Genomic DNA, 20,293 nt, shown 5'->3' with positions numbered 1-20,293 from the left:
ATCGGAAGATGATCATAAGCCGGTTTGCAAAAAAGGAGGAACGAAACATGAAACGAGCCCACATGTTTACAGTCATTTCCTACGCAGCGTTGATTTCTGTACTGGCAGCGGGATGCAGCTCTTCGACACAACCGACAGGAGGTGCTACATCCGCACCCGGTACCAACCCGTCTGCCCCCCCTGCAGGCAAATCTAGTGAACCGACCACACTTACTCTCCTTATTGGTTCCACGGGTACGCCATACCCTGCTACACAAGCGGTTGCTGCAGAAGCGGAAAAAAAGCTGAATATCAAAATCAAGTTTGACATTAAACCGGACGGCACTGAAGGGGACAACCTGGTCAAGACTCGTTTGGCGACAGGCGAAATGGCCGATATTTTGTACTACAACTCAGGCTCGCTGCTGCAAGCGCTGAATCCGGAGGAAAATTTCGTCGATCTATCGAAGGAACCGTTCATGGCCAATCTGCTGGATTCGTACAAGGAGACGGTCAGCTCCAATGGAAAAGTCTTCGGTGTTCCCGGGGGATCATCCAATGTGGGCGGTATTTTGTATAACAAAAAGGTTTACGCCGAACTTGGACTAACGGTCCCGAAAACGTGGGCTGAGTTCATAGCTAACAGCGATAAAATCAAAGCAGCTGGTAAAACCGCTATCATCGGCTCGTATAAAACGACCTGGACATCGCAGCTGTTCGTGCTTGCTAATCAATACAATGTCCAGTCACAGCTGCCGACGTTTGCCAAGGATTATACAGCCAATAAAGCCAAGTATGCTACAACTCCTGCGGCGCTTCGCGGCTTTGAAATGACCAGCGAGGTGTTCAAAAAAGGTTATTATAATAAGGATTTTCTCGCTACCACGTATGATACGGCGTTAAAAATGCTTGCGGAAGGCAGCGGCGTCCAGTACCCGATGCTGACCAGTGCCATCGATGCCCTAGCACAAAACTATCCGGATAAGGTCAAAGATATCGGCGTGTTTCCAACCCCTAGCGATAACGCAAGCCTGAACGGCTTCACGGTATGGATGCCGAGCTCTTACTATATTAATAAAAAGAGCAAGAACGTCGAAGCAGCCAAGAAATTCATCGACTTCCTGATTTCTCAGGAAGGACAGAAAGCCTATATGTCTAAGAGCAAGGCGAATGGACCTTTCGTTGTCAAAGGAATTCAGGTTCCGGATGATGCATACCAGGCGGTCAAGGATATGCAGCCGTACTTTGACAATGGAAAAACGCTGCCGGCGCTAGAGTTTATTTCTCCCGTCAAAGGCCCTAACTTGGAAAGTATCTTGATAGAAGTTGGAACCGGGCAAAAATCAGCAGCGGACGGAGCTGCCGACTATGATAAAGATGTAAAAAAACAAGCGCAGCAGCTTAATCTTCCAGGTTGGTAAACGGTCAGAGGCCAGCATGGCTTGTGGATTTCATTCACAACTCTCAGTAAAATGATATGCCGGCCCTGCAAAACGCTGCAGGGCCGATTTTATCCACATGAAAGGGAAGGATCCAGATGACGCTAAGTCAAAAGAAAATGTACTCTTATTTGTTTTTGCTGCCTGCCGGAATCATTTACTTCGTGTTTTACCTGCTTCCTACCATCATGTCTTTATTTTTCAGCTTGACGCGCTGGACATTAACTAAATGGCAGTTTATAGGTTGGGACAATTACATTATGTTTTTTGACGAGTCTTCGCTCAAAATTGGGTTTAAAAACACACTGATCTTCGCCGTTGTTACATGTGGATTAAAGGTAATCCTTGCACTGCTGCTCGCGACCTTGTTGACGTCGAGAATCTGGTTTAAGGATTACTTCCGTTCGATGGTGTTTTTTCCTACCTTATTAAGTACTATCGCAGTCGGAATTGCCTTTAGTACCATGATGCACCCGACGCAAGGGGTTATTAATACTGCGCTTGCCGCAATGGGTATTAATGGACCTGACTGGTTGGGAAATACCAGCATCGCCTTGTTGTCCGTTGCTTTCGTGGATGTTTGGAAAGGCGTCGGCATCGCTACGGTTATTTACATCGCCGGGATCATGTCTATTCCCCAGCATTATTACGAAGCTTTGAAGATTGATGGAGGTAACGCCTTCCGGGGCTTTTGGCATATTACCCTGCCGCTCAGCAGACCTGCCATGAACTCTATTATCATTTTGGCGTTTATTGGAGGCTTGCGTACATTTGACCTGATCTGGGCAATGACGAAGGGAGGACCAGGCTTTTCAACCGACCTCATTGCTTCCATTATTTATAAGCAATACCAGGCCGGCTTTTACGGACTGGCTACAGCAGGTAATGTAATCTTGTTTATTGCCATCTCGGTCCTCGCGTTTCCACTATACATGTTCTTAAACAGAAGAGAGGTGGACCTGTGAACCGTATAGTGCAAAAGACGGTAGTCAGCGTTATTCTTCTGCTGGTATCTACCGTCATTTTCTGGGTCCCTTTCTATTTTGTAATTATTAATTCCTTCAAATCTCCGACCAAAGCAGCGGATATGAGTATGGCTTGGCCTGACTCTTTTCATATTGTAGATAACTATAAAGCGGTTTTGTCGGCGGCGGATCATATGCTGGTTCGCGCGTTTTATAACAGCACGCTCCTGACGGTCTTGTCAATAGCCGGACTGGTTATTGTCAGCTCGTTGGCAGGCTTTGTTCTTCAGCGGCGGGAGAAGGGGAGGGGAGCGGCGACTATAAATTTTTTGGTGCTAGCCGGATTGATGATTCCTCCTGCCGTCGTGCCTACTATCTGGGTGCTGAATTCCGTGGGACTGTTCAAGACGCTGCCGGGGCTCACCTTGGTCGAAATTGCTTTGCATTTCCCGTTTTGCGCTATTTTATATAAAGCGTTTACGGCGACGATCCCCAGGGACATCGATGAAAGTGCGTTCATGGATGGTTGCGGTGGGCTAAAGCTGTTTACGCATATCATTTTTCCGCTATTAAAGCCCGTATCCTCAACCATCATTATTATTCAATCCGTCAGTGTGTTCAACGATTTCGTCAATCCGCTTTATTTCCTGCCCGGCTCTGAGAATGCCACCGTACAGCTTACGCTTTACAACTTTATGAGCATGTATATCACTTCTTGGAATTTGCTGTTCGCAGATGTGGTGTTGATATCCATCCCTCCATTAATCTTGTTCATTTTCTTTAATAAAAAAATCGTCGCCGGCATGACGGCCGGCTCCGTTAAAGGCTAGTCTATAGCGGATTTAAGGCTGCTTTGACCATGTAGTTGGCTGAATGCACAATGAACCCCCTTCTGGAGCGAAGTAAACTAAAAGAGATAAGAAGCGAGTTTTAATATGAAAACTCTATGCAGTTGCTTACGAAGCGAGTTTCGCAAGAAAACTCACCAGGTTGGAGTGACCCTTATTTCAGAAAAAAGCTAAAGGCGGTAGGTGGGGTATCCCCTGCAGGAGCGATAACAACAGCGGCCGGAAGGGGATACCCCACCGGAGTACCTCAACCACTTCTGAAAGGTTAGGTTTTCTCTACAGCCCAGGTTTTCTAACGAAAAGGAGTCAAAGCTTACGAAGTGAGTTTTCATAAGAAAACTCTAAGGAGGAGAGTACATGGAAAGCTCCAGCGGTAGTGTACTTTGGTTCACAGGTCTCTCAGGTTCAGGGAAAACAACCACTGCAATGCAAGTATACGCAAGGCTGAAGGAAGCTGGACGCCCCGTTGAGCTGCTTGATGGGGATGCGATTCGCGCAGCGATTGGCAATGGGTTGGGTTTCAGCAGGAAGGACAGGATAGAAAATATTCAACGGATGGCTTACATTGCAAATCTGCTGTCCAGACACGACATCATCGTCCTGGTCTCCGCTATTACTCCCTACAGGGAAATGCGTGATTATTTGCGGGAACACGTGAACGGATATGTAGAGGTGTATGTGAGCTGTTCCCTCGAGCTATGTGAGGCACGGGACGTGAAGGGGCTGTATGCCAAAGCGAGACGTCAGGAAATTCAACATTTCACAGGCATTTCCGATGCATATGAGGAACCGGACGAAGCGGACCTCATCATTGATACGGAGAAGCAATCTGTAGAATCGAATACAGAGCAGATAATGGATTGGCTGCTGAGAAACCGTTGGAACACGGCAGAATGGACAGTGCAGTCGTGTATTGCGGCAGGTAAGGAAGGCCTAGATGAGGTGAAAGAAGGCGCGCAAGGGAGAGACGACCGATGAAAATCATTATGATCTCCCTCGATACACTGCGTGCGGACCGCCTTGGTTGTTATGGATATGGCAAACCGACAAGTCCCCATATAGATCGGATTGCATCGGAAGGCGTATTGATGGAGCGTGCCTACGCAGCTGATATACCGACGGAGGTAGCGCATACGGCAATTTTCACCGGAAAAGTGGGGCTGACGAGCGGAGTAGTGTCCCATGGGTCGGATCTGAGCTACTTGCCTAAACAGGTAAAGTGGCTGCCTTCCATGCTGAAAGCTGCCGGCTTCACAACCGGTGCCGTAGATAATCTCTATAACTTGAAGGAATGGTTTGCCCGGGGGTACCAATACTATTTGAACAGCTCTGGGAAAAAACGCTGGATCGACGGCCGTACCGTCAATGATCTTGCACTGCCATGGATTCGCGAACATAAGGAGGAGGATTTTTTCTTATTTCTCCATTATTGGGATGCCCATACGCCCTATTTGCCTCCTGAGAGCTACGTTGCCCCCTTTTATGAAGAGAATAAGGACCCTTATGGGGAAGATGGCTCCGGCATGACCTCGGCTTATGAGCATCCGGCATATCCTTTTTTTAAACATCACCATTACAAGCTGTTAGGCCCTGTGACGGATGCGGCGTATGTGAATGCGCTGTACGATGCTGAAATTCGTTACTTGGATGATTTGCTACTTGAGTTGGACGAAACCTTGCAACAGCTTGGCATCAAGGAAGAGACGCTGCTCGTCCTATTCGGCGATCACGGGGAAAGCTTGACCGAGCATGATATTTATTGGGATCATTGCGGATTGTATGAGCCTACGGTACATATTCCACTCATTATGCGATGGCCGGGACATGTTCCGGAAGCTTTGCGAGTTAGAGGCTTTGTCCAGCATGCGGATATAATGCCTACAATTCTGGAGGCAGTAGCAAAAGCTTCTCCATCAGGACTGGATAAAACGGCAATTACATATCCGGAAGGGATGGACGGACAAAGCTTATGGCCTTCAATTCACGGTGAAGCTGACGGAACGCTAGAGGAAGTGTATTTGAGCGAATGCGCATGGCAGGCGGCAAGGGCAATTCGGACGGAAAGGTATAAGTTTATTCGTTATTATGATTCGGGACCCTTTCAGCGGCCGGTAACGGAACTATACGATCTGCATCAGGATCCGAATGAGTTAGTGAATTTGGCCGATTCGGAACCGGAATTAGCTGAGGAGCTGGAGAATAAGCTGATTCAGTATGTGACGGGTAAGCTGGTCGGGAGGCCGGACCCGATGATGAAACAAATTCAAGAAGCGCAGCTGCCATTTCGGCATCGGATCGAGTCAATCCTTGGAGCAGTAGGCTTAACGTGGGAGGAGTGGATACAGAACCCGCATCGGGACCGCTATGACGCGCTAGAGAATGCTCGTACAAAGCATAGTTTGTAGATCATCATTCGACACATAACTTTGACGCAATCGACTCTAAGGATGTCTCAATCAGCAATGCTGTGGCATATGGCGTGGATTATGATATAAGCAGATCGGATATATGGCAATAGGGTTATGACGGTTAGGTTTCGTACTCCAGAACAGGAAAGGTGGTGCAGTCCCCGCTTGTTTTTTGAGCAAGTGGAGGGGCGTGAACGATGGCACTGAAAATCGGAATTGTCGGAATGAACGGAATTGGGATGCGTCATGCGGAATGCTATGCGACGGATCCTTTGGGTCAGGTCGTTGCGGTTTGCGATGTTGTGAAGGAAAGAGCTGATAAAGCGGCTGAGAAATATGGCGTTAGGGCTTATTACCGCTTGGAGGACATGCTGGAGCAAGAGCCGGATTTGGATATTGTGGATGTGACGACCGGCGGAATTGACAACGGGAGCTGGCATTTCGAGCCTGCCATGCAGGCGATTGCTGCTGGGAAGCATGTGTTGATAGAAAAACCGCTTGCTAATGATATCCGCGAAGGCAGAGAACTAGTCCGGTTCGCAGCTGAGAAGAAAGTGACCCTAGGCTGTAATCTGAATCATTATTTCTCAGCTCCGGCCGAAAGAGCAAGACAGTATATGGATTCTGGAGATATCGGTGAAACTGTTTATTGCTTGGCCAAAATGGGCTTCAACGGCGGAGAGGACATGTATTCGGCCCCGAAATCCCCAAAAGATAAAGGTCAGCCTTATTTTCATATGAAAGCGTTCTTAACCCATCCGTTTAGCGTCATGCGTTATTATTGCGGAGATATCACGCATGTTCAGACGTTTTCTAATCAAGCAGGCTTTCGTAAAAGCTCCGGTGATATTACCGTTTCGATCAACAGCATTCACGTTAAGTTCGCGAGCGGTGCCGCAGGCTATTTGCTCAGCCAGAGAGGCGATGCCACTTACGGGTTGGGCGGTTGGTGGAGTATGGAGGTTGGCGGAACGAAAGGGACGTTCAACATTGAAAACTGTGTGGAGAAAGTATCCTATTGGCGTGCACAAAAAGGGGTGCCGGTTATTGGAGCCCATCCTCAGCCGGAAGTGACGTCATCTGGTGTGACGGAGTTTAACACCACCTTCAACAATAGGCTGCATGCTTTTCTGGAAGATATTTCGAACGGAGTTCCCCGAGAGCATATCCGTGCCTCCGGCCGTGATGCGCTGGCTGTGCTGGAATATACGTATGCAGTTATCGAGTCGTATGAACAGGGTGGTGCGGTAGTCAGACCTCACCCGCTGCCGGCATTCCACGGCGACCCGCTGTCCATGAAATAAGCCTTTGCCTATAGGATTTTAAATAAAAGGGAGCGTGTGATCTATTATGATAAAACTTGGTGTCAATTCAGTATTGTTTAAAGAGTTTGATTTTGCCGATGCAGCACGGCACATAGCGCTTAGCGGGTTTGACGGAGTAGAGATTTCAGCGATTCAAGGCATGTGCGAGCACTTGGATCTTGCTCGCTGGAAGGAACAGGCGGCTCAGCTTCGATCGGTTGTGGAAGACAACGGTTTGAGCTTTCTATCGATGGAGTTCGGCAGCGTCAAAGACGAGCAGCGGCTCCTGACTGCATTCGAGGCTGCGGCAGAAATCGGTATCCCGATCGTCAATATAGGTCCGGGCGGCAAAACAGGTGTGGAGGAAGACATTCAACGCTCGATTGAACAGCTTCAGAGAATGTCGGAGCAAGCCTCTGCCTTGGGGGTCACCTTGTGTGTGAAAGCGCATATTGGTCAAGCGATTCATGATACGCCTACTACGCTCAGAGCCATGTCGGAAATATCTTCCTCGGCGTTTGGAATCGACATGGACCCAAGCCATATTTACCGGGCAAATGAAAATCCGGAGGATGCGCTGCCCGCTGTGATCAGTAGAGTGAAGCATGTTCATATTCGAGATTGCAAAGGAAGAGAGCAGGGACCGGGTCCGATAGAGCTGCAGGCATGCGGTCGCGGGGACATTAACCTCTTCGATTACTGCAAGGCTATGGTTGATCACCAATACGACGGGCCGGTCGTTCTGGAAGTCATAGGTGCGAAGCCGGAACATTCCCTGGCACAAGTATCCATTATTGCTGCAGAAACGTACGGGTACCTCAATGCTTGCTTGAAGCAGCTGGGAGCCAGATAATCTTGGACACCCAAAGGGTTCTACGGAAACTAAAGGAGAGTGAAAGCAATGTCCACATCCCAAAAGAAGCCTAATTTAATCGTTCTAGGCATTGATAGCCTGCGAAGAGATAGAATGAGCGCTTATGGCTATAATAAATTGACGACTCCGCATCTAGATAAGCTTGCGGATGAAGGTGTCTTGTTCGAGCAGCACTTCAGTCCGAGCATCCCGACAACACCGGCATATGCAGCGATGCTAACTGGGAAGGACTGCTTCGGTACTGACGTGGTTGCCCTTCGTCATAAGGGGCCACTAGAAGGCAAGACATTGGCCGAGGTTCTTGGCGAGTCCGGTTACAACACGACATGTGTGGGCTTTACGGGTAATCCTTCTTCACGAGGTTTCGACAACTATTTGGATTATGAGGCATGGCTGCCGGATGAAACAGGAAGATGTCCGAAAGCGGACAATTTAAATAAGGTCGCTCTACCTGAACTGAACCGTCTGGCAAAGGACGACAAGCCGTTTTTCCTATTCCTCCGGCATATGGACCCACACTCTCCATATTTACCTCCGAAGCCGTTTGAAAGGATCTTCTACGGAGGCGACGAACAAGACCCGTCCAATCAATCGATGGAACCGGTGTATCAGTTTAAACCGTTTGCGGACTTTCTACAGTCTTGGATTCCTGAAGGAGTTACAGATCAGGAATATGTGTGCGCCCAATACGATGGAGCCGTTGCCTACATGGATGCATGCATCCAAAATATCATCCAGTCCGTTGATTCGTTGGGCCTGACAGAGGAGACATTAATTGTTGTCACCTCCGACCATGGGGAGACTCTATATGAGCATGACTGCTATTTTGATCATCATGGACTTTATGATTGTACGCTGGTCGTACCTTTGATTCTCAAGTTTCCGGGAAAGGTACCTGCCGGAAAGAGAGTGTCTGACGTCAGCGTGATACATGATATTATGCCGACCATATTGGAGCTGCTTGAAATTGAAGAGCCGATGGAAGCAGACGGACAGAGCTTATTGCCCTTCATCAAAGGGCAGCCTGATCGTCGCGTTAGCGAACTGTATCTTACGGAATGTACATGGATGCGCAAGCATGGCTGGCGCACGCCTCATTGGAAGCTGATCCGCGCTCTTGAGCCTGATTTTCATTTCAAGCCGGAGGTTGAACTCTATAATTTAATTGAAGACCCATTAGAGAACAACAACGTGGCTGAACAAGAGCTGGAAATTGTCGAGCTGCTGACCGCAAGGATGGAGGCGCATATTCAGCGTCGTGAAGAGCAAACGGGACGTACGAATCCGATGTACAGGAACCTTGGGTGGCATGGCAAGGGAGATGCACCCTTCACCTCCTCCCAACAAGCGTATGACACGCTGCATATCGGCAGCTCCCTCACGGCTCGTTCGCTTCAGGCGAACAAAGTGAGCAAGTAGTCTCACGAGAACTTTTAGGAGGCAGCCACCATGATACGAACAGCTGTAGTCGGCGTGAATAACATTGGGAAAATCCATTGTCGTTATTATGATCAACACCCGGATACCGAGCTTGTCGCAGTTTGTGACATTATGGAGGAGCGAGTGCGGGAAGCTGCGATAACTTACGGGGTTAAGGCTTACACCGATCTCAGGCGTTTGTTGGAGAGCGAGGAGATCGATATGGTCTGTGTGGCCACAGGAGGAGAAGAGAAGGGGAGCCATCACTATGAACCCGTGATGGTCGCTATTGAAGCGGGCAAGGATGTGCTCGTTGAGAAGCCGATCTCCAACCGAATCGAGGAAGCACGGGCTATGGTGAAAGCGGCTGCGGACCGGGGCGTACGTTTTGCTTGCAATCTGAATCATCGATTCACCCCGGCAGCCGCCAAGGGAAAAGAATGGATCGAACGCAGTATGCTCGGCACTCCGCTGTTCATTAACATGCGTCTGACCATCGACAATAAAGCGGATTTTACTGAGTGGTTTCATATGAGGGCATTGCATCCACATTCCATTGATGTCATGCGGTATTTTTTCGGTGATGTGAAGCGGGTACAGGCTTTTATGAATAAAGCTCCGGGACGTAAGACATGGTCGACAGCAAGTGTCAATATGGAATTCGCCAATGGGGCGGTCGGCCATTTGACAGGGAGCTACGATATGTCGATGCTGCACCCGATCGAATGGTGCGAAGCTGCTGGAACGGAAGGCAGGTTCGTCATTGAGAATGTGTACGAGAACATCACCTATTATCCGCGCCAGAGCAGTGAAAAGCTCGTTATGCAAAACTCGATCATGCGAGGAATGCAGGGCTTTAACGATACGTTTGGCAATCGAATCCATCGCTTTATCGAACAGTTGAAGGAGCAGGCTTTGCCTGAAGAGATCGAAGGATCGGGTGCTGAAGCATTGGCTGCGCAGGAAGTCATTGAGGCGGCCATCCGATCACATCAATCTGGCGGTAATGCGGTAGAGGTACCCGCCATAGGGTAAGGAGGTGGACGAATTGGCAAAACGGATGTCCATGGATCGTCCCGAACAAATCCGATCGGGCGGCTACTGGAAAAGGCGGCTAGCGAAGCATTTCAAAGCGTATTTATTTCTAGCTCCAATTCTGGTATCGATTGGGATGTTCAAATATACGCCGTTCGTCCATGCTTTCCTTCAATCGTTCTATGAATGGAACGGAGCGAACGTGAATCGGTTTATCGGGTGGGACAATTTTATTACCTTGTTCCACGATACAACCTTCTATGTTTCGATGAAAAACATTGCTCTCTTCACCGGAAGCTTTCTTTTGATTCAACTGACGTTTCCTCTGTTGGCCGCCATCGGTGTATTTCGCATAAAACAAACAGGGGTAAGATCTTTTTATAAATTTATGTTTGTTCTCCCGATGGTCGTGCCGCAGATTATCGTATTTTTATTATGGAAGTGGATTTACGTTAGTGATGGATTATTGGATCGGCTTCTTGAGGTCGTTGGGATGGAGCAGCTGAGTCACGCATGGCTGGGCGAGAGCGGCACCGCTTTATGGTCGATCGTATTCATCAGCTTTCCGTGGGTATCGGGTATTTCGTTTTTGATTTATCTGGCAGGATTGGTTGCTATTCCTCAAGAGCTTTTTGAAGTCGGAGGCATGGATGGGATGAACAGCTTGCAGAGACTGCGTCATATTGAGCTCCCCCTGATACGCAGCCAGCTTCGTCTTATTCTCATCCTTGCATTCATCCAGCAGTTTCAAAGCTTTGAGAATGTGCTTGTCCTTACTAACGGCGGACCTGGATTCTCCACTCTGACGCCGGCCCTGTATTTGTACAAAAAAGGCTTTGAATACAACGAGCTTGGTTATGCATCCGCCATCGGAGTTGTCGTATTCCTTATTCTGTTGGTGTGTACCCTAGCGGCTAACCGTTTTATCAAGCCTGCCGATCGGGCCGAATAGGAGGGATGAATCATGAGAAGGTTAGGTACGGCAACGAACTATTCGGTTCTGACACTACTGCTGCTCTTGACGCTCGTTCCGTTTTATATGCTGATCATTACTTCACTGAAATATCGCGAACAAGTCATCCATCAATTCTGGTCCCCATCGTTTCCAATGCACGTGAACAATTATGTGCAAGCGTTTGTTCAGCTGTCCCCTTATTTATGGAATTCTATTCTTATCACGTCCGGGATTATTATCTGCGTGCTTGTTAATTCAACATTGGCAGGGTATGCATTCGCCCGATTTTCTTTTTTTGGTAAAGGCATTCTGTACTATTTGATTATTATGCTAATGATGGTGCCTTCCTTTCTTATCCTTATTCCGCAATTCATCCTGTTCAAAAACTTCGGTCTGATCAACACGTATTGGGCGCAAATCTTCGGACCGATGGCCGGAGCTTCCGCTATGGCGACGATGCTGATTCGAACCTTTTTTGAAGGGCTATCGAACAATCTGCTTGAGGTGGCAGAGGTAGACGGGGCAGGTGATGTGAGGATCTATTGGCAAATTGCGCTCCCCTTGTCCATCCCCATTGTATCAACGGTTGCGGTCATCAATGCGCTGTTAGGCTGGAATAATTATGTATGGCCTCTGGTTGTTACCTCCGGGGACAAAGTAAAACCGATCATTCTTGCATTAGGAAGTGTTCATGGGCCTCTTGATCAAGTGCAGGGGATGCAATTTGCAGGATATGTCATATCCTCCGTTCCCTTGCTGCTGTTGTTTTTGTTTGCAACGAATACATTCGTATCCGGCATTACGGCAGGGGCAGTTAAAGGATAGCTTCTATAGTGATTTGAACAAATGAGGTGATGGGATTGAACGCTCGCAAACGATGGACGATTCCACTAATTGCCGCGACTTTCGGGATGCTGCTGCTCAACGCATGCTCTGCCGATACGAATTCTAAAGCTGGCAGTAATCCGGACGGCAGCGGGAAAACGATCGATTTAAACGTGATGGTCATGCTCGAGAGCGACGGGGACGAGGCGGAACGCAAATCATGGGAAAGCATCGCCAAAACTTATTCGGACTCTCATCCGGGTATTAAAGTAAATCTGCAAATGCAGAGCTTTGCCGGGGTTGAACAGCATCGTACTTGGGTAACGACTCAGTTGATCGGAAAGACAGCCCCGGATATTTTTACAACTCGCTATATTTGGGACCAAGAGGATTTGAAAAAAGGACTGCTGGTCGATCTAACTCCTTATTACAAGCAAAAAACGGCTTATTCCGGGGATCAGCCTTGGGAGAAGTTGTTTCCTCCAACGATTTTGCAGCAGTTGATTGGAGACGATAAAACGTATGCGAGCGTCCCTAACTATGTCAATTCAGTAAGGGTTTTGTACAATAAGGATTTATTTGCTCAGGCGGGCATTACGAATGTGCCGAAGACTTGGAATGAGTTTCTCGATGCTCAGGAAAAGCTTCTGAAAATCAATGTCGTGCCTTTTGCATTCCCTAATTCAAAGCCAGGTGACTATAATTACAACTGGACGATCCGGATCTTGACGGAGGAGCTGCTGGCAGGCTCGTACGGAAAGCTGGATATTGATAAAAGCGGATTTATAGAAGTGAATGAATACGCGAGAGGCGTGGATCAGGGGATTATCGATATTGAGAAAGCTCCATTCCGGGATGTTTTTGCAATCGTCAAAAATTGGAGCAAATATTGGCCGAAAGGCTATAACGGACTCGATTTTGAAACGGCGGGGGATTTGTTCCTGCGCGGCAAAGCGGCTATGGTGATGCGGACGTCGGGGCAAAGTAAAGCTTTATTCGAAACCAACGCCCGTAAGTTCGAAATGGCTGCCTTTCCACTGCCGTATTTGACGAAAGAGAACCATCCGGATGCGTTGGGTAAGCTGATGGAGATCGGGGGCGTGCCTGCGGGCAATATGGCCATTCCCAAGACCATTGCCCCTGAGAAAATGGAGGCTGCCGTCGATTTTCTAGCCTATACGACATCTCCGAAGGTTCAGGGACTACTGGCGGAGAGTCTATATCGCACTCCTGTTATAGAGAACGCTACGCTACCGGATAAGCTGAAGGGATTTCAGTTTGTCGGTGAACGGATGCAGCTGAATATTTATGCGGGAGAGGTTGATAAGAACGTCACGGAGTATAATCAAAAGCTGGGCCAGCTGTATCTTGAAGGCTCGAGCTCGTTGGATAAATATTTGGCTGAGTTAAAAAAGCTGATGGTAGACGGAGTCAAGAAAAAAATGAGCGACAATCAATGGAACAAAGAGAATAATTATGGAATCAAAGCGCCATGAAGACACCCAACGTGCTATTTATTATGCTGGATCAGCTTCGCTTCGATTGCCTAGGCTACAGCAAAGCTTACCCGGTCCAGACGCCGAATATTGATCAGCTGGCTTCGGAAGGGATATGGTTTGAGAATGCATTCACTCCCATACCTACCTGCTGTCCTGCAAGGCAATCCTTAATCAACGGCAGAAGGCCCGAAGCGTTCGGGGCGCTGTGGAATTTCAAGAATGGCTTGCCCGTTCAGGCGCTTGAACCTACAGAGTACGCATGGCCACGGGAGCTCAGGCAGCTATCGTATCGAAATGTGCTTCTCGGCAAATGGGATGTTCATCCACAGTATACCCCCTTGGATTATGGCTACGATACCTTTGTCGGGTTTGAAGCTTATAAGGAATTAATCAATCAGAAATATCCAGAGGTCAAGTTTCAGGCAGGGTACGCCGGAGAACGAAATCCGATACCGCTGGAGGATGCTCAAACCCACTGGTTGGGCGAGCAGGCGTGCAGCTTCATTCGAGAGCTGACGGCAGGAGAGGCTCCTTGGTACATTCAATTGAACTTTACGGAGCCTCACCTACCTTGCCGCCCATCGGAGCCGTTCGCATCCATGTACCCGCTCGAGTCAATTCCCCAATGGGGCGGTTTCGAGGAGACATTCAACGACAAGCCCTATATTCAAAAACAGCAGCTGTGCAGTTGGCAGGTGGATACTTTTACATGGGAGGACTGGGCGCCTATCGTTGCCCGGTATTATGGCATGATCAGTCAGGCCGATGATGCAATCGGCAAGGTTCTTCGGACTTTGGACAAATCAGGTGCAGCTGAGGACACGATGGTCATCTTTACGTCTGATCACGGGGATATGTGCGGCTCCCATAGGATGATGGATAAGCATTATATTTTATATGACGATGTCGTCAAAGTTCCTTTTATCATTAAATACCCCCCTCTGATTCGACAAGGAGGGACGAGGTGCGACTCCTTCATAAGCAATATGCTGGATTTGCCGCCCACAATACTTGAGCTGTTGGAGCTGCCTGTCCCGTCCTTCTTCCCTGGCCGTTCGCTAATCCCTCTGTTAGAGGGAGAAGAAGTGCCTGATTGGAGAAAGAGCATCGTCTCCACTTATAACGGGCAGCAGTTTGGACTATATACCCAGAGGATGCTTCGCACAAAACAATGGAAGTACATTTGGAATACGACCGATATGGATGAGCTTTACGACTTGGACCAGGACCCTTATGAACTGACGAATCGTATTCATGATCCGGCCTGCAAGGAGCTTGTCGCCCAATACCGGGTCTGGTTATACGAGCGCTTGGAAGCTGAAGGCGATGGATTGGTGCAAAATGAATGGATGCGAAACCAATTGCTGCATAATGCGATAGTGTGAAAATGGAAAGGAGGGGGGAACATGCCTGCTCCTTTTTTCTTTTAAATGACTTTACGGGAATTATTTTGAAAGCCGACGGAGGTTGGCTTGCTAACGGATATATCTGATTGTTCTGAATCGGACGAGTCCCGCTGCCTTGTTTCCTTATAGGGTTCTTGTTATATTAGTAATACTAGATACTTCGGAGGAAACAGATGGAACTTCATGTAGATGCACTGCAAGGGAATAAGGGACTCATCCGGGATTACGTCCATCAGACACTTAAGAAAAATATTATGGAATTGCGCCTCGAGCCCGGCCGGTTTATTTCGGAAAAAGATGTCATAGAAATGCTTCAAGTCAGCAGAACACCGATTCGTGAAGCTTTTGTCCGGCTATCGCAAGAGGAACTGATCGAGACAGTCCCGCAAAAAGGATCTTTTATATCGCTGATTGATATGCAGCATGTCGAGGAGTCCAGGTTCATTCGGGAAACATTGGAAACAGCGGTCGTTCGTGAGGCATGCATGGTGCTAAGCGCCGAGCAGGTGATGCATCTGCAGAATTTGCTTAACCTGCAGCAGCTCTGCGCATCGGAGCAAAATTACGAAAGATTGTTCGAACTCGATGAAGAGTTTCATAAAGCCATAATTACCGGCTGTGGTAAAATCCGGACTTGGAGCATGATCCAGCAAATGAGTACTCATTACAACCGGATTCGTTTTTTGCGGTTAGCCTCTAATACGGATTGGGAGAGCATTCTAAATCAGCACCAGGGCATTGTTCAAGCCATTCGTAATAATAACGGCGATGAAGCTGAAGGAATTATGAAGGAGCACCTCAGTATGTTGGATATCAACCAAACGCAGCTGAAGGAGAAATATCCAACCTATTTTAAGTAAGCTTATGCGGAATGCCTTGACTAAGGCATTTTTATTCTTAACAAATGAAAGCGCATTCTTGAATTGAAGATTTTACAAATGGCAAAGAGGGTGTGTTCTATGACTAATGTATTGAACGATATGATGGGTGAAGACAAAGAGGAATGGTTTGCTGTAAAGACACATGCGCAGGGGCCAGCAGGATCGCTGCCGTTGACCTCAGAAATGCTGATGAACTCGCCGAGCGGGGAGCTGTTTGGCCTTTCACAAAATGTGGGTATGGGATGGACTCCATCTAAATTGAATGGTCATCAGTATTTGCTTTTAAGTACACAAGGTGGCATTCGAAAGGAAGACGGAAGCGCTGTAGCCTTGGGCTACCATACCGGACATTGGGAGGTCGGCTTGTTAATGCAGGCGGCCGCAGAAGAAATCACCAGGAGTGGTGGCATTCCTTTTGCCGGTTATGTCAGCGATCCATGCGATGGGCGTACCCAAGGAACGGAGGGAATGTTTGATTCTTTGCCCTATCGCAATGATGCCTCCATTGTGTTCAAGCGCCTGATTCGTTCTCTCCCTACGCGAAGAGGCGTTATGGGAGTAGCGACCTGCGACAAGGGGCTCCCCGCTATGATGATGGCTCTTGCAGAAATGCATGAGCTTCCCTGTATTATAGTGCCGGGAGGCGTCACTCTGCCGCCGACCGAAGGAGAGGATGCGGGAAAAATACAGACTATCGGTGCGCGATATGCTAACGGCGAGATGACATTGGAAGAAGCTGCTGATCTTGGCTGCCGTGCATGTGCAACACCTGGTGGAGGCTGTCAGTTCCTTGGAACGGCAGCGACTTCGCAGGTGGTGGCCGAAGCGATGGGAATGACCGTCCCCCATGCCGCCCTCGCCCCGTCGGGACAGCCAATATGGAGTGAAATGGCCAGGCAATCAGCCCGTGCCCTGATGTTAATGGACAATAAGGGAATTCATATGAAACATATTTTGACCGACGCGGCTATCCATAACGCGATGATTGTTCATGCGGCATTTGGAGGTTCCACGAATCTGCTGCTGCATATTCCAGCCTTTGCTCATGCTGCAGGTCTGACTACTCCGACCGTACAAGAATGGATTCGGATAAACCGCACTGTCCCAAGACTTGTCAGCGTGCTTCCGAATGGACCGGATTATCATCCGACTGTCCGAGTGTTTCTGGCCGGCGGTGTGCAGGAAGTGATGCTCCATCTACGCCGTTTGGGGGTGCTTGAGGAACAAGCACTGACGGTAACGGGTGAAACGATAGGCTCTGTGTTGGATTGGTGGGAGCAGAGTGAGCGACGGAGACGAATGAGAAGCAGGCTTCTGGCGCAAGACGGAATAGATCCTGATGATGTCATTATGAATCCTCAAAAAGCACACGAACGAGGACTCACCTCTACCATTACGTTTCCTATTGGCAATCTAGCGCCTGAAGGCTCCGTGATTAAATCCACGGCTATTGATCCTTCTGTGGTTAGTGAAGACGGCGTATACCGACATATGGGCAAAGCCAAAGTATTTACCTCGGAAAAGGATGCCATTGCCGCCATCAAACAAGGTGGTATTGAGGCAGGAGACATTATGGTGCTGATAGGACGCGGACCGTCCGGAACAGGGATGGAGGAGACGTATCAACTGACGTCGGCTTTAAAGCATTTACCGTTCGGCAAACGGGTGTCGTTAATTACCGATGCAAGATTCTCAGGCGTATCGACGGGTGCCTGCATCGGACATGTAGGTCCGGAAGCACTTGTTGGGGGCCCTATAGGAAAGCTTCGAGACGGGGATATGATTGATATTAAGATTGACCGGATTCGCCTGGAAGGAAGCATCCATTTTATAGGACACGGAGAAATGTTGTTGACTCCGGAGGAAGGAGCAAAGGTGCTGGCAGCTCGGGATCCTAATCCCAAGTTGGCGGCAGATCCGAGGCTGCCTGACGATACGCGGTTGTGGGCTGCATTGCAGTCCGTCAGCGGAGGCACGTGGGCTGGTAGTGTGTATGATGTAGAACGCATCCTCGCCGTACTGGAAGCGGGCAAAAAAGCGTTAAATAAGGTGGAGTAGTGCAAACTGGATCCGCTTTAGCGGATCCAGTTTGACGAGAAACCCATAAACTTGAAATATTGCTAGTATGCTCCGGTGGGGTATGTCCCTCCAGCCGCTGTTGTTCTTGGGAAATTTTCAATTTATTCGCTTAACAACGGGGATTTCCCAAGAACAAAGGCGGACGCTTTCGCTCTTCCGAGGCATACCCCACCTACCCATATAGCAAATTTCTGGGAGAAATAGGTTTCTCGACAAACACAGGATCCGTGTTAGCGGATCCTTTTTGCACTACAAGTGGGACTAGCGAAGAGGAGCAAATCCGGCGACTTGCTTCAATATGCGTTCAATTTCATCTAACGTATTCTGCTGCAGTGTAATGTCTACCGCTTTAACATTTTCCTCAATTTGCTGCGGGTTGCTTGCACCGATCAAAGCGGAGCTGACGCCTGGTTGTCTGAGCACCCAGGCTAGTGCTAGTTGGGAAAGCTTCACATCAAGCTGCTGCGCCAATTGATCAAGCTCCTGTACACATAACAGAACTTGGTCTTGAAGATAACTTTTAATGACATGGTTCACGGAGCTGTTCGCGGCTCTGCTGTCCGCGGGCAGCTGCTGAGCCGATTTATATTTACCTGTCAAAATGCCCTGGGCAAGAGGCGAAAAGACGATTTGACCCAATCCGGCAGCTGTCGAAACCGGCAGCACTTCACGTTCAATATAACGCTCGAACATATTGTAAATAGGCTGGTTCGAAATCAATGGACGCAATCTTAACTGCTGTCCAATTCCGACTGCCTTTGTTATTTGTGCTGCACTCCATTCACTGACTGCTGCATACAATATTTTACCTTCCGTTTGAAGATCGTCCAACGCACGCAATGTTTCTTCCATAGGGGTCTGATCATCATGGCGGTGGCAGAAATACAAATCGACATAGTCAACGCCAAGTCGTTTTAGGCTGGCTTCGCACTGCTCTTTAATATGTTTACGGGATAATCCGCGGTCATTAGGACCTTGTCCCATTGGAAAATAGACTTTGGTAGAAAGCACGTAGCTTGATCTTTCATAAGGCTTCAAGGCCGCACCGATAGCCTTTTCTCCCTCGCCACGATTATAAGCATTCGCTGTATCGAAGAAATTGATACCGCATTCAAATGCCTTGTTGATGCAGGCATCCGCTGCTTTCTGCTCTGCAGCAGTTCCATAGGTCAGCCAGCTTCCCAATGCAATCTCGCTTACTTTTAAACCGCTCGCTCCCACACGTCTGTATTTCATGAACCTCATCCTCTCCTTGTTTACTGGAGCTATTATACCTTCAATCCTCTAAGGGGAGAAGTACGCAACTTTAGCATATCTAGTTACTTTTAGTTAAGTAGATCAATGAGCGAATGACGTGACTCGGCAGTCCGTGTAAAGCTTCATATGCTCAATTGACAACATTCACGGGACGGCCTTCTAGGAAAGCTGACACGTTATCAGCAGACGTTTCCATAAGCCTTGCCCGTGCTTCCTGTGTTGCCCATGCAATGTGAGGGGTAATGATGCAGTTTCTCGCTGATAATAGCGGATTATTAGCTGAAGGGGGCTCTACAGAGAGCACGTCCAGCGCAGCACCTGCGATAGCTTGTTCATTCAGCGCATCAGCCAAGTCTTGCTCTTGAATCAAACCTCCACGGGATGTATTGATCAAAAAAGCCGATGGTTTCATCCAACTTAGACGCTGACGGTTTATTAACTGCTCGGTATCCGGCGTCAATGGGCAGTGAAGGCTGACAATATCCGATTCTTTCAATAACGTCTCCATATCCGTCCATTCAACGCCTTCCATTGGTTGTGGACGGCTGCGCCCGCTTCCTACGGCTAGTACGCGCATGTCCATTGCAGTTGCGATACGTGCTGTCTGAGTGCCGATTTTCCCGAGCCCGATCAAGCCGATGGTTTTGCCGGATAATTCGATTAAAGGGGATTTCGTAAAGCAGAAGTCGATACTGTTGGACCAATCTCCCGCTCTCACGGCTGCATCATGACGTCCGATGTTGTGGCACAGCTCAAGAATCATTGCAAAGACGAACTGTGCTACAGATTGGGTTCCGTAAGTAGGGACGTTGGAGACCGGAATGCCTTTCTCGCGAGCAGCATGGATATCTACAATATTATAGCCCGTCGCTAGGACAGCTATATAACGAAGGTTTGGAAGCTTCTCCAGCGTGGCAGCCGTAAGAGGTGTTTTGTTAGTTAATACGATCTCAGCATGAATAGCGCGTTCTACGATAAGCTCGGGAGCTGTGCGATCGTATACAGTCAGCGAACCCATTTGTTCTAACCGTTCCCAGCTCAAGTCTCCAGGATTTAGAGTATATCCATCCAGTACAACAATGTTCATGATGCCATGTCCTCCTTTGAAATAGGGTACTTT

Annotated in this window: 17 protein-coding genes; 15 read left to right on the top strand and 2 right to left on the bottom strand. The window is 48.5% G+C overall.

What is annotated here, in order from left to right; all coding sequences use genetic code 11:
• Positions 1 to 47: 47 nt before the first annotated feature.
• From BP97_RS0132985 to BP97_RS0132915, 15 genes are all read left to right on the top strand, one after another.
• Entirely contained in the window at positions 48 to 1,400 is a 1,353-nt protein-coding gene (locus BP97_RS0132985) for an ABC transporter substrate-binding protein (protein ID WP_028552887.1), read from the top strand.
• Positions 1,401 to 1,516: 116 nt separating this feature from the next.
• Complete coding sequence (locus BP97_RS0132980; protein ID WP_028552886.1) at positions 1,517 to 2,383, top strand: carbohydrate ABC transporter permease; 867 nt, start codon at positions 1,517 to 1,519, stop codon at positions 2,381 to 2,383.
• On the top strand, positions 2,380 to 3,213 hold the full coding sequence (locus BP97_RS0132975; RefSeq protein ID WP_051621157.1) for a carbohydrate ABC transporter permease: 834 nt from the start codon (positions 2,380 to 2,382) through the stop codon (positions 3,211 to 3,213). Before BP97_RS0132980 ends, BP97_RS0132975 begins: the two co-directional genes overlap by 4 nt.
• Positions 3,214 to 3,588: 375 nt before the next feature.
• A complete protein-coding gene (gene cysC, locus BP97_RS38320) occupies positions 3,589 to 4,209 on the top strand; it encodes an adenylyl-sulfate kinase (protein WP_064745765.1) in 621 nt (206 codons plus the stop codon).
• Entirely contained in the window at positions 4,206 to 5,636 is a 1,431-nt protein-coding gene (locus tag BP97_RS38315) for a sulfatase family protein (protein WP_051621155.1), read from the top strand. The genes cysC and BP97_RS38315 overlap by 4 nt, the downstream gene beginning before the upstream one ends.
• Before the next feature lie 200 nt (positions 5,637 to 5,836).
• Positions 5,837 to 6,943 carry a Gfo/Idh/MocA family protein gene (locus tag BP97_RS38310; RefSeq protein WP_051621153.1) on the top strand — a complete coding sequence of 369 codons (1,107 nt, stop codon included), beginning with the start codon at positions 5,837 to 5,839 and terminating at the stop codon, positions 6,941 to 6,943.
• Between the two features lie 46 nt (positions 6,944 to 6,989).
• Positions 6,990 to 7,796, top strand: a complete 807-nt coding sequence (locus tag BP97_RS0132955) for a sugar phosphate isomerase/epimerase family protein (RefSeq protein WP_028552884.1) — start codon at positions 6,990 to 6,992, stop codon at positions 7,794 to 7,796.
• Between the two features lie 48 nt (positions 7,797 to 7,844).
• The gene (locus BP97_RS0132950; protein WP_036746989.1) at positions 7,845 to 9,236 is read left to right on the top strand and encodes a sulfatase family protein; all 1,392 of its coding nucleotides are present in this window, start codon (positions 7,845 to 7,847) and stop codon (positions 9,234 to 9,236) included.
• 30 nt (positions 9,237 to 9,266) lie between these two features.
• Positions 9,267 to 10,271: a Gfo/Idh/MocA family protein gene (locus BP97_RS0132945; protein ID WP_028552882.1), complete on the top strand. Its 1,005-nt coding sequence runs from the start codon at positions 9,267 to 9,269 to the stop codon at positions 10,269 to 10,271.
• 13 nt (positions 10,272 to 10,284) lie between these two features.
• A complete protein-coding gene (locus tag BP97_RS0132940; protein ID WP_028552881.1) occupies positions 10,285 to 11,223 on the top strand; it encodes a carbohydrate ABC transporter permease in 939 nt (312 codons plus the stop codon).
• Between the two features lie 12 nt (positions 11,224 to 11,235).
• Positions 11,236 to 12,051: a carbohydrate ABC transporter permease gene (locus BP97_RS0132935; RefSeq protein WP_028552880.1), complete on the top strand. Its 816-nt coding sequence runs from the start codon at positions 11,236 to 11,238 to the stop codon at positions 12,049 to 12,051.
• 35 nt (positions 12,052 to 12,086) lie between these two features.
• Positions 12,087 to 13,547 carry an ABC transporter substrate-binding protein gene (locus tag BP97_RS0132930; RefSeq protein WP_028552879.1) on the top strand — a complete coding sequence of 487 codons (1,461 nt, stop codon included), beginning with the start codon at positions 12,087 to 12,089 and terminating at the stop codon, positions 13,545 to 13,547.
• Complete coding sequence (locus BP97_RS0132925) at positions 13,544 to 14,935, top strand: sulfatase family protein (protein ID WP_028552878.1); 1,392 nt, start codon at positions 13,544 to 13,546, stop codon at positions 14,933 to 14,935. The genes BP97_RS0132930 and BP97_RS0132925 overlap by 4 nt, the downstream gene beginning before the upstream one ends.
• Before the next feature lie 194 nt (positions 14,936 to 15,129).
• On the top strand, positions 15,130 to 15,816 hold the full coding sequence (locus tag BP97_RS0132920; RefSeq protein ID WP_036746987.1) for a GntR family transcriptional regulator: 687 nt from the start codon (positions 15,130 to 15,132) through the stop codon (positions 15,814 to 15,816).
• A 120-nt stretch (positions 15,817 to 15,936) separates the two neighbouring features.
• A complete protein-coding gene (locus BP97_RS0132915) occupies positions 15,937 to 17,895 on the top strand; it encodes a YjhG/YagF family D-xylonate dehydratase (RefSeq protein WP_231506551.1) in 1,959 nt (652 codons plus the stop codon).
• A 282-nt stretch (positions 17,896 to 18,177) separates the two neighbouring features.
• Here BP97_RS0132915 and BP97_RS0132910 read toward each other — a convergent pair whose 3' ends face one another.
• Both BP97_RS0132910 and BP97_RS0132905 read right to left on the bottom strand, forming a co-directional pair.
• Positions 18,178 to 19,152, bottom strand: coding sequence for an aldo/keto reductase family protein (locus BP97_RS0132910; protein ID WP_028552875.1), 975 nt, complete (start codon positions 19,150 to 19,152; stop codon positions 18,178 to 18,180).
• Between the two features lie 151 nt (positions 19,153 to 19,303).
• A complete protein-coding gene (locus tag BP97_RS0132905; RefSeq protein ID WP_028552874.1) occupies positions 19,304 to 20,260 on the bottom strand; it encodes a D-2-hydroxyacid dehydrogenase in 957 nt (318 codons plus the stop codon).
• Positions 20,261 to 20,293 lie beyond the last annotated feature (33 nt).

The sequence above is a fragment of the Paenibacillus sp. UNC451MF genome (assembly GCF_000686845.1).
Lineage (GTDB): Bacteria > Bacillota > Bacilli > Paenibacillales > NBRC-103111 > Paenibacillus_S.
This window is presented reverse-complemented; position numbering and strand designations above follow the sequence as displayed.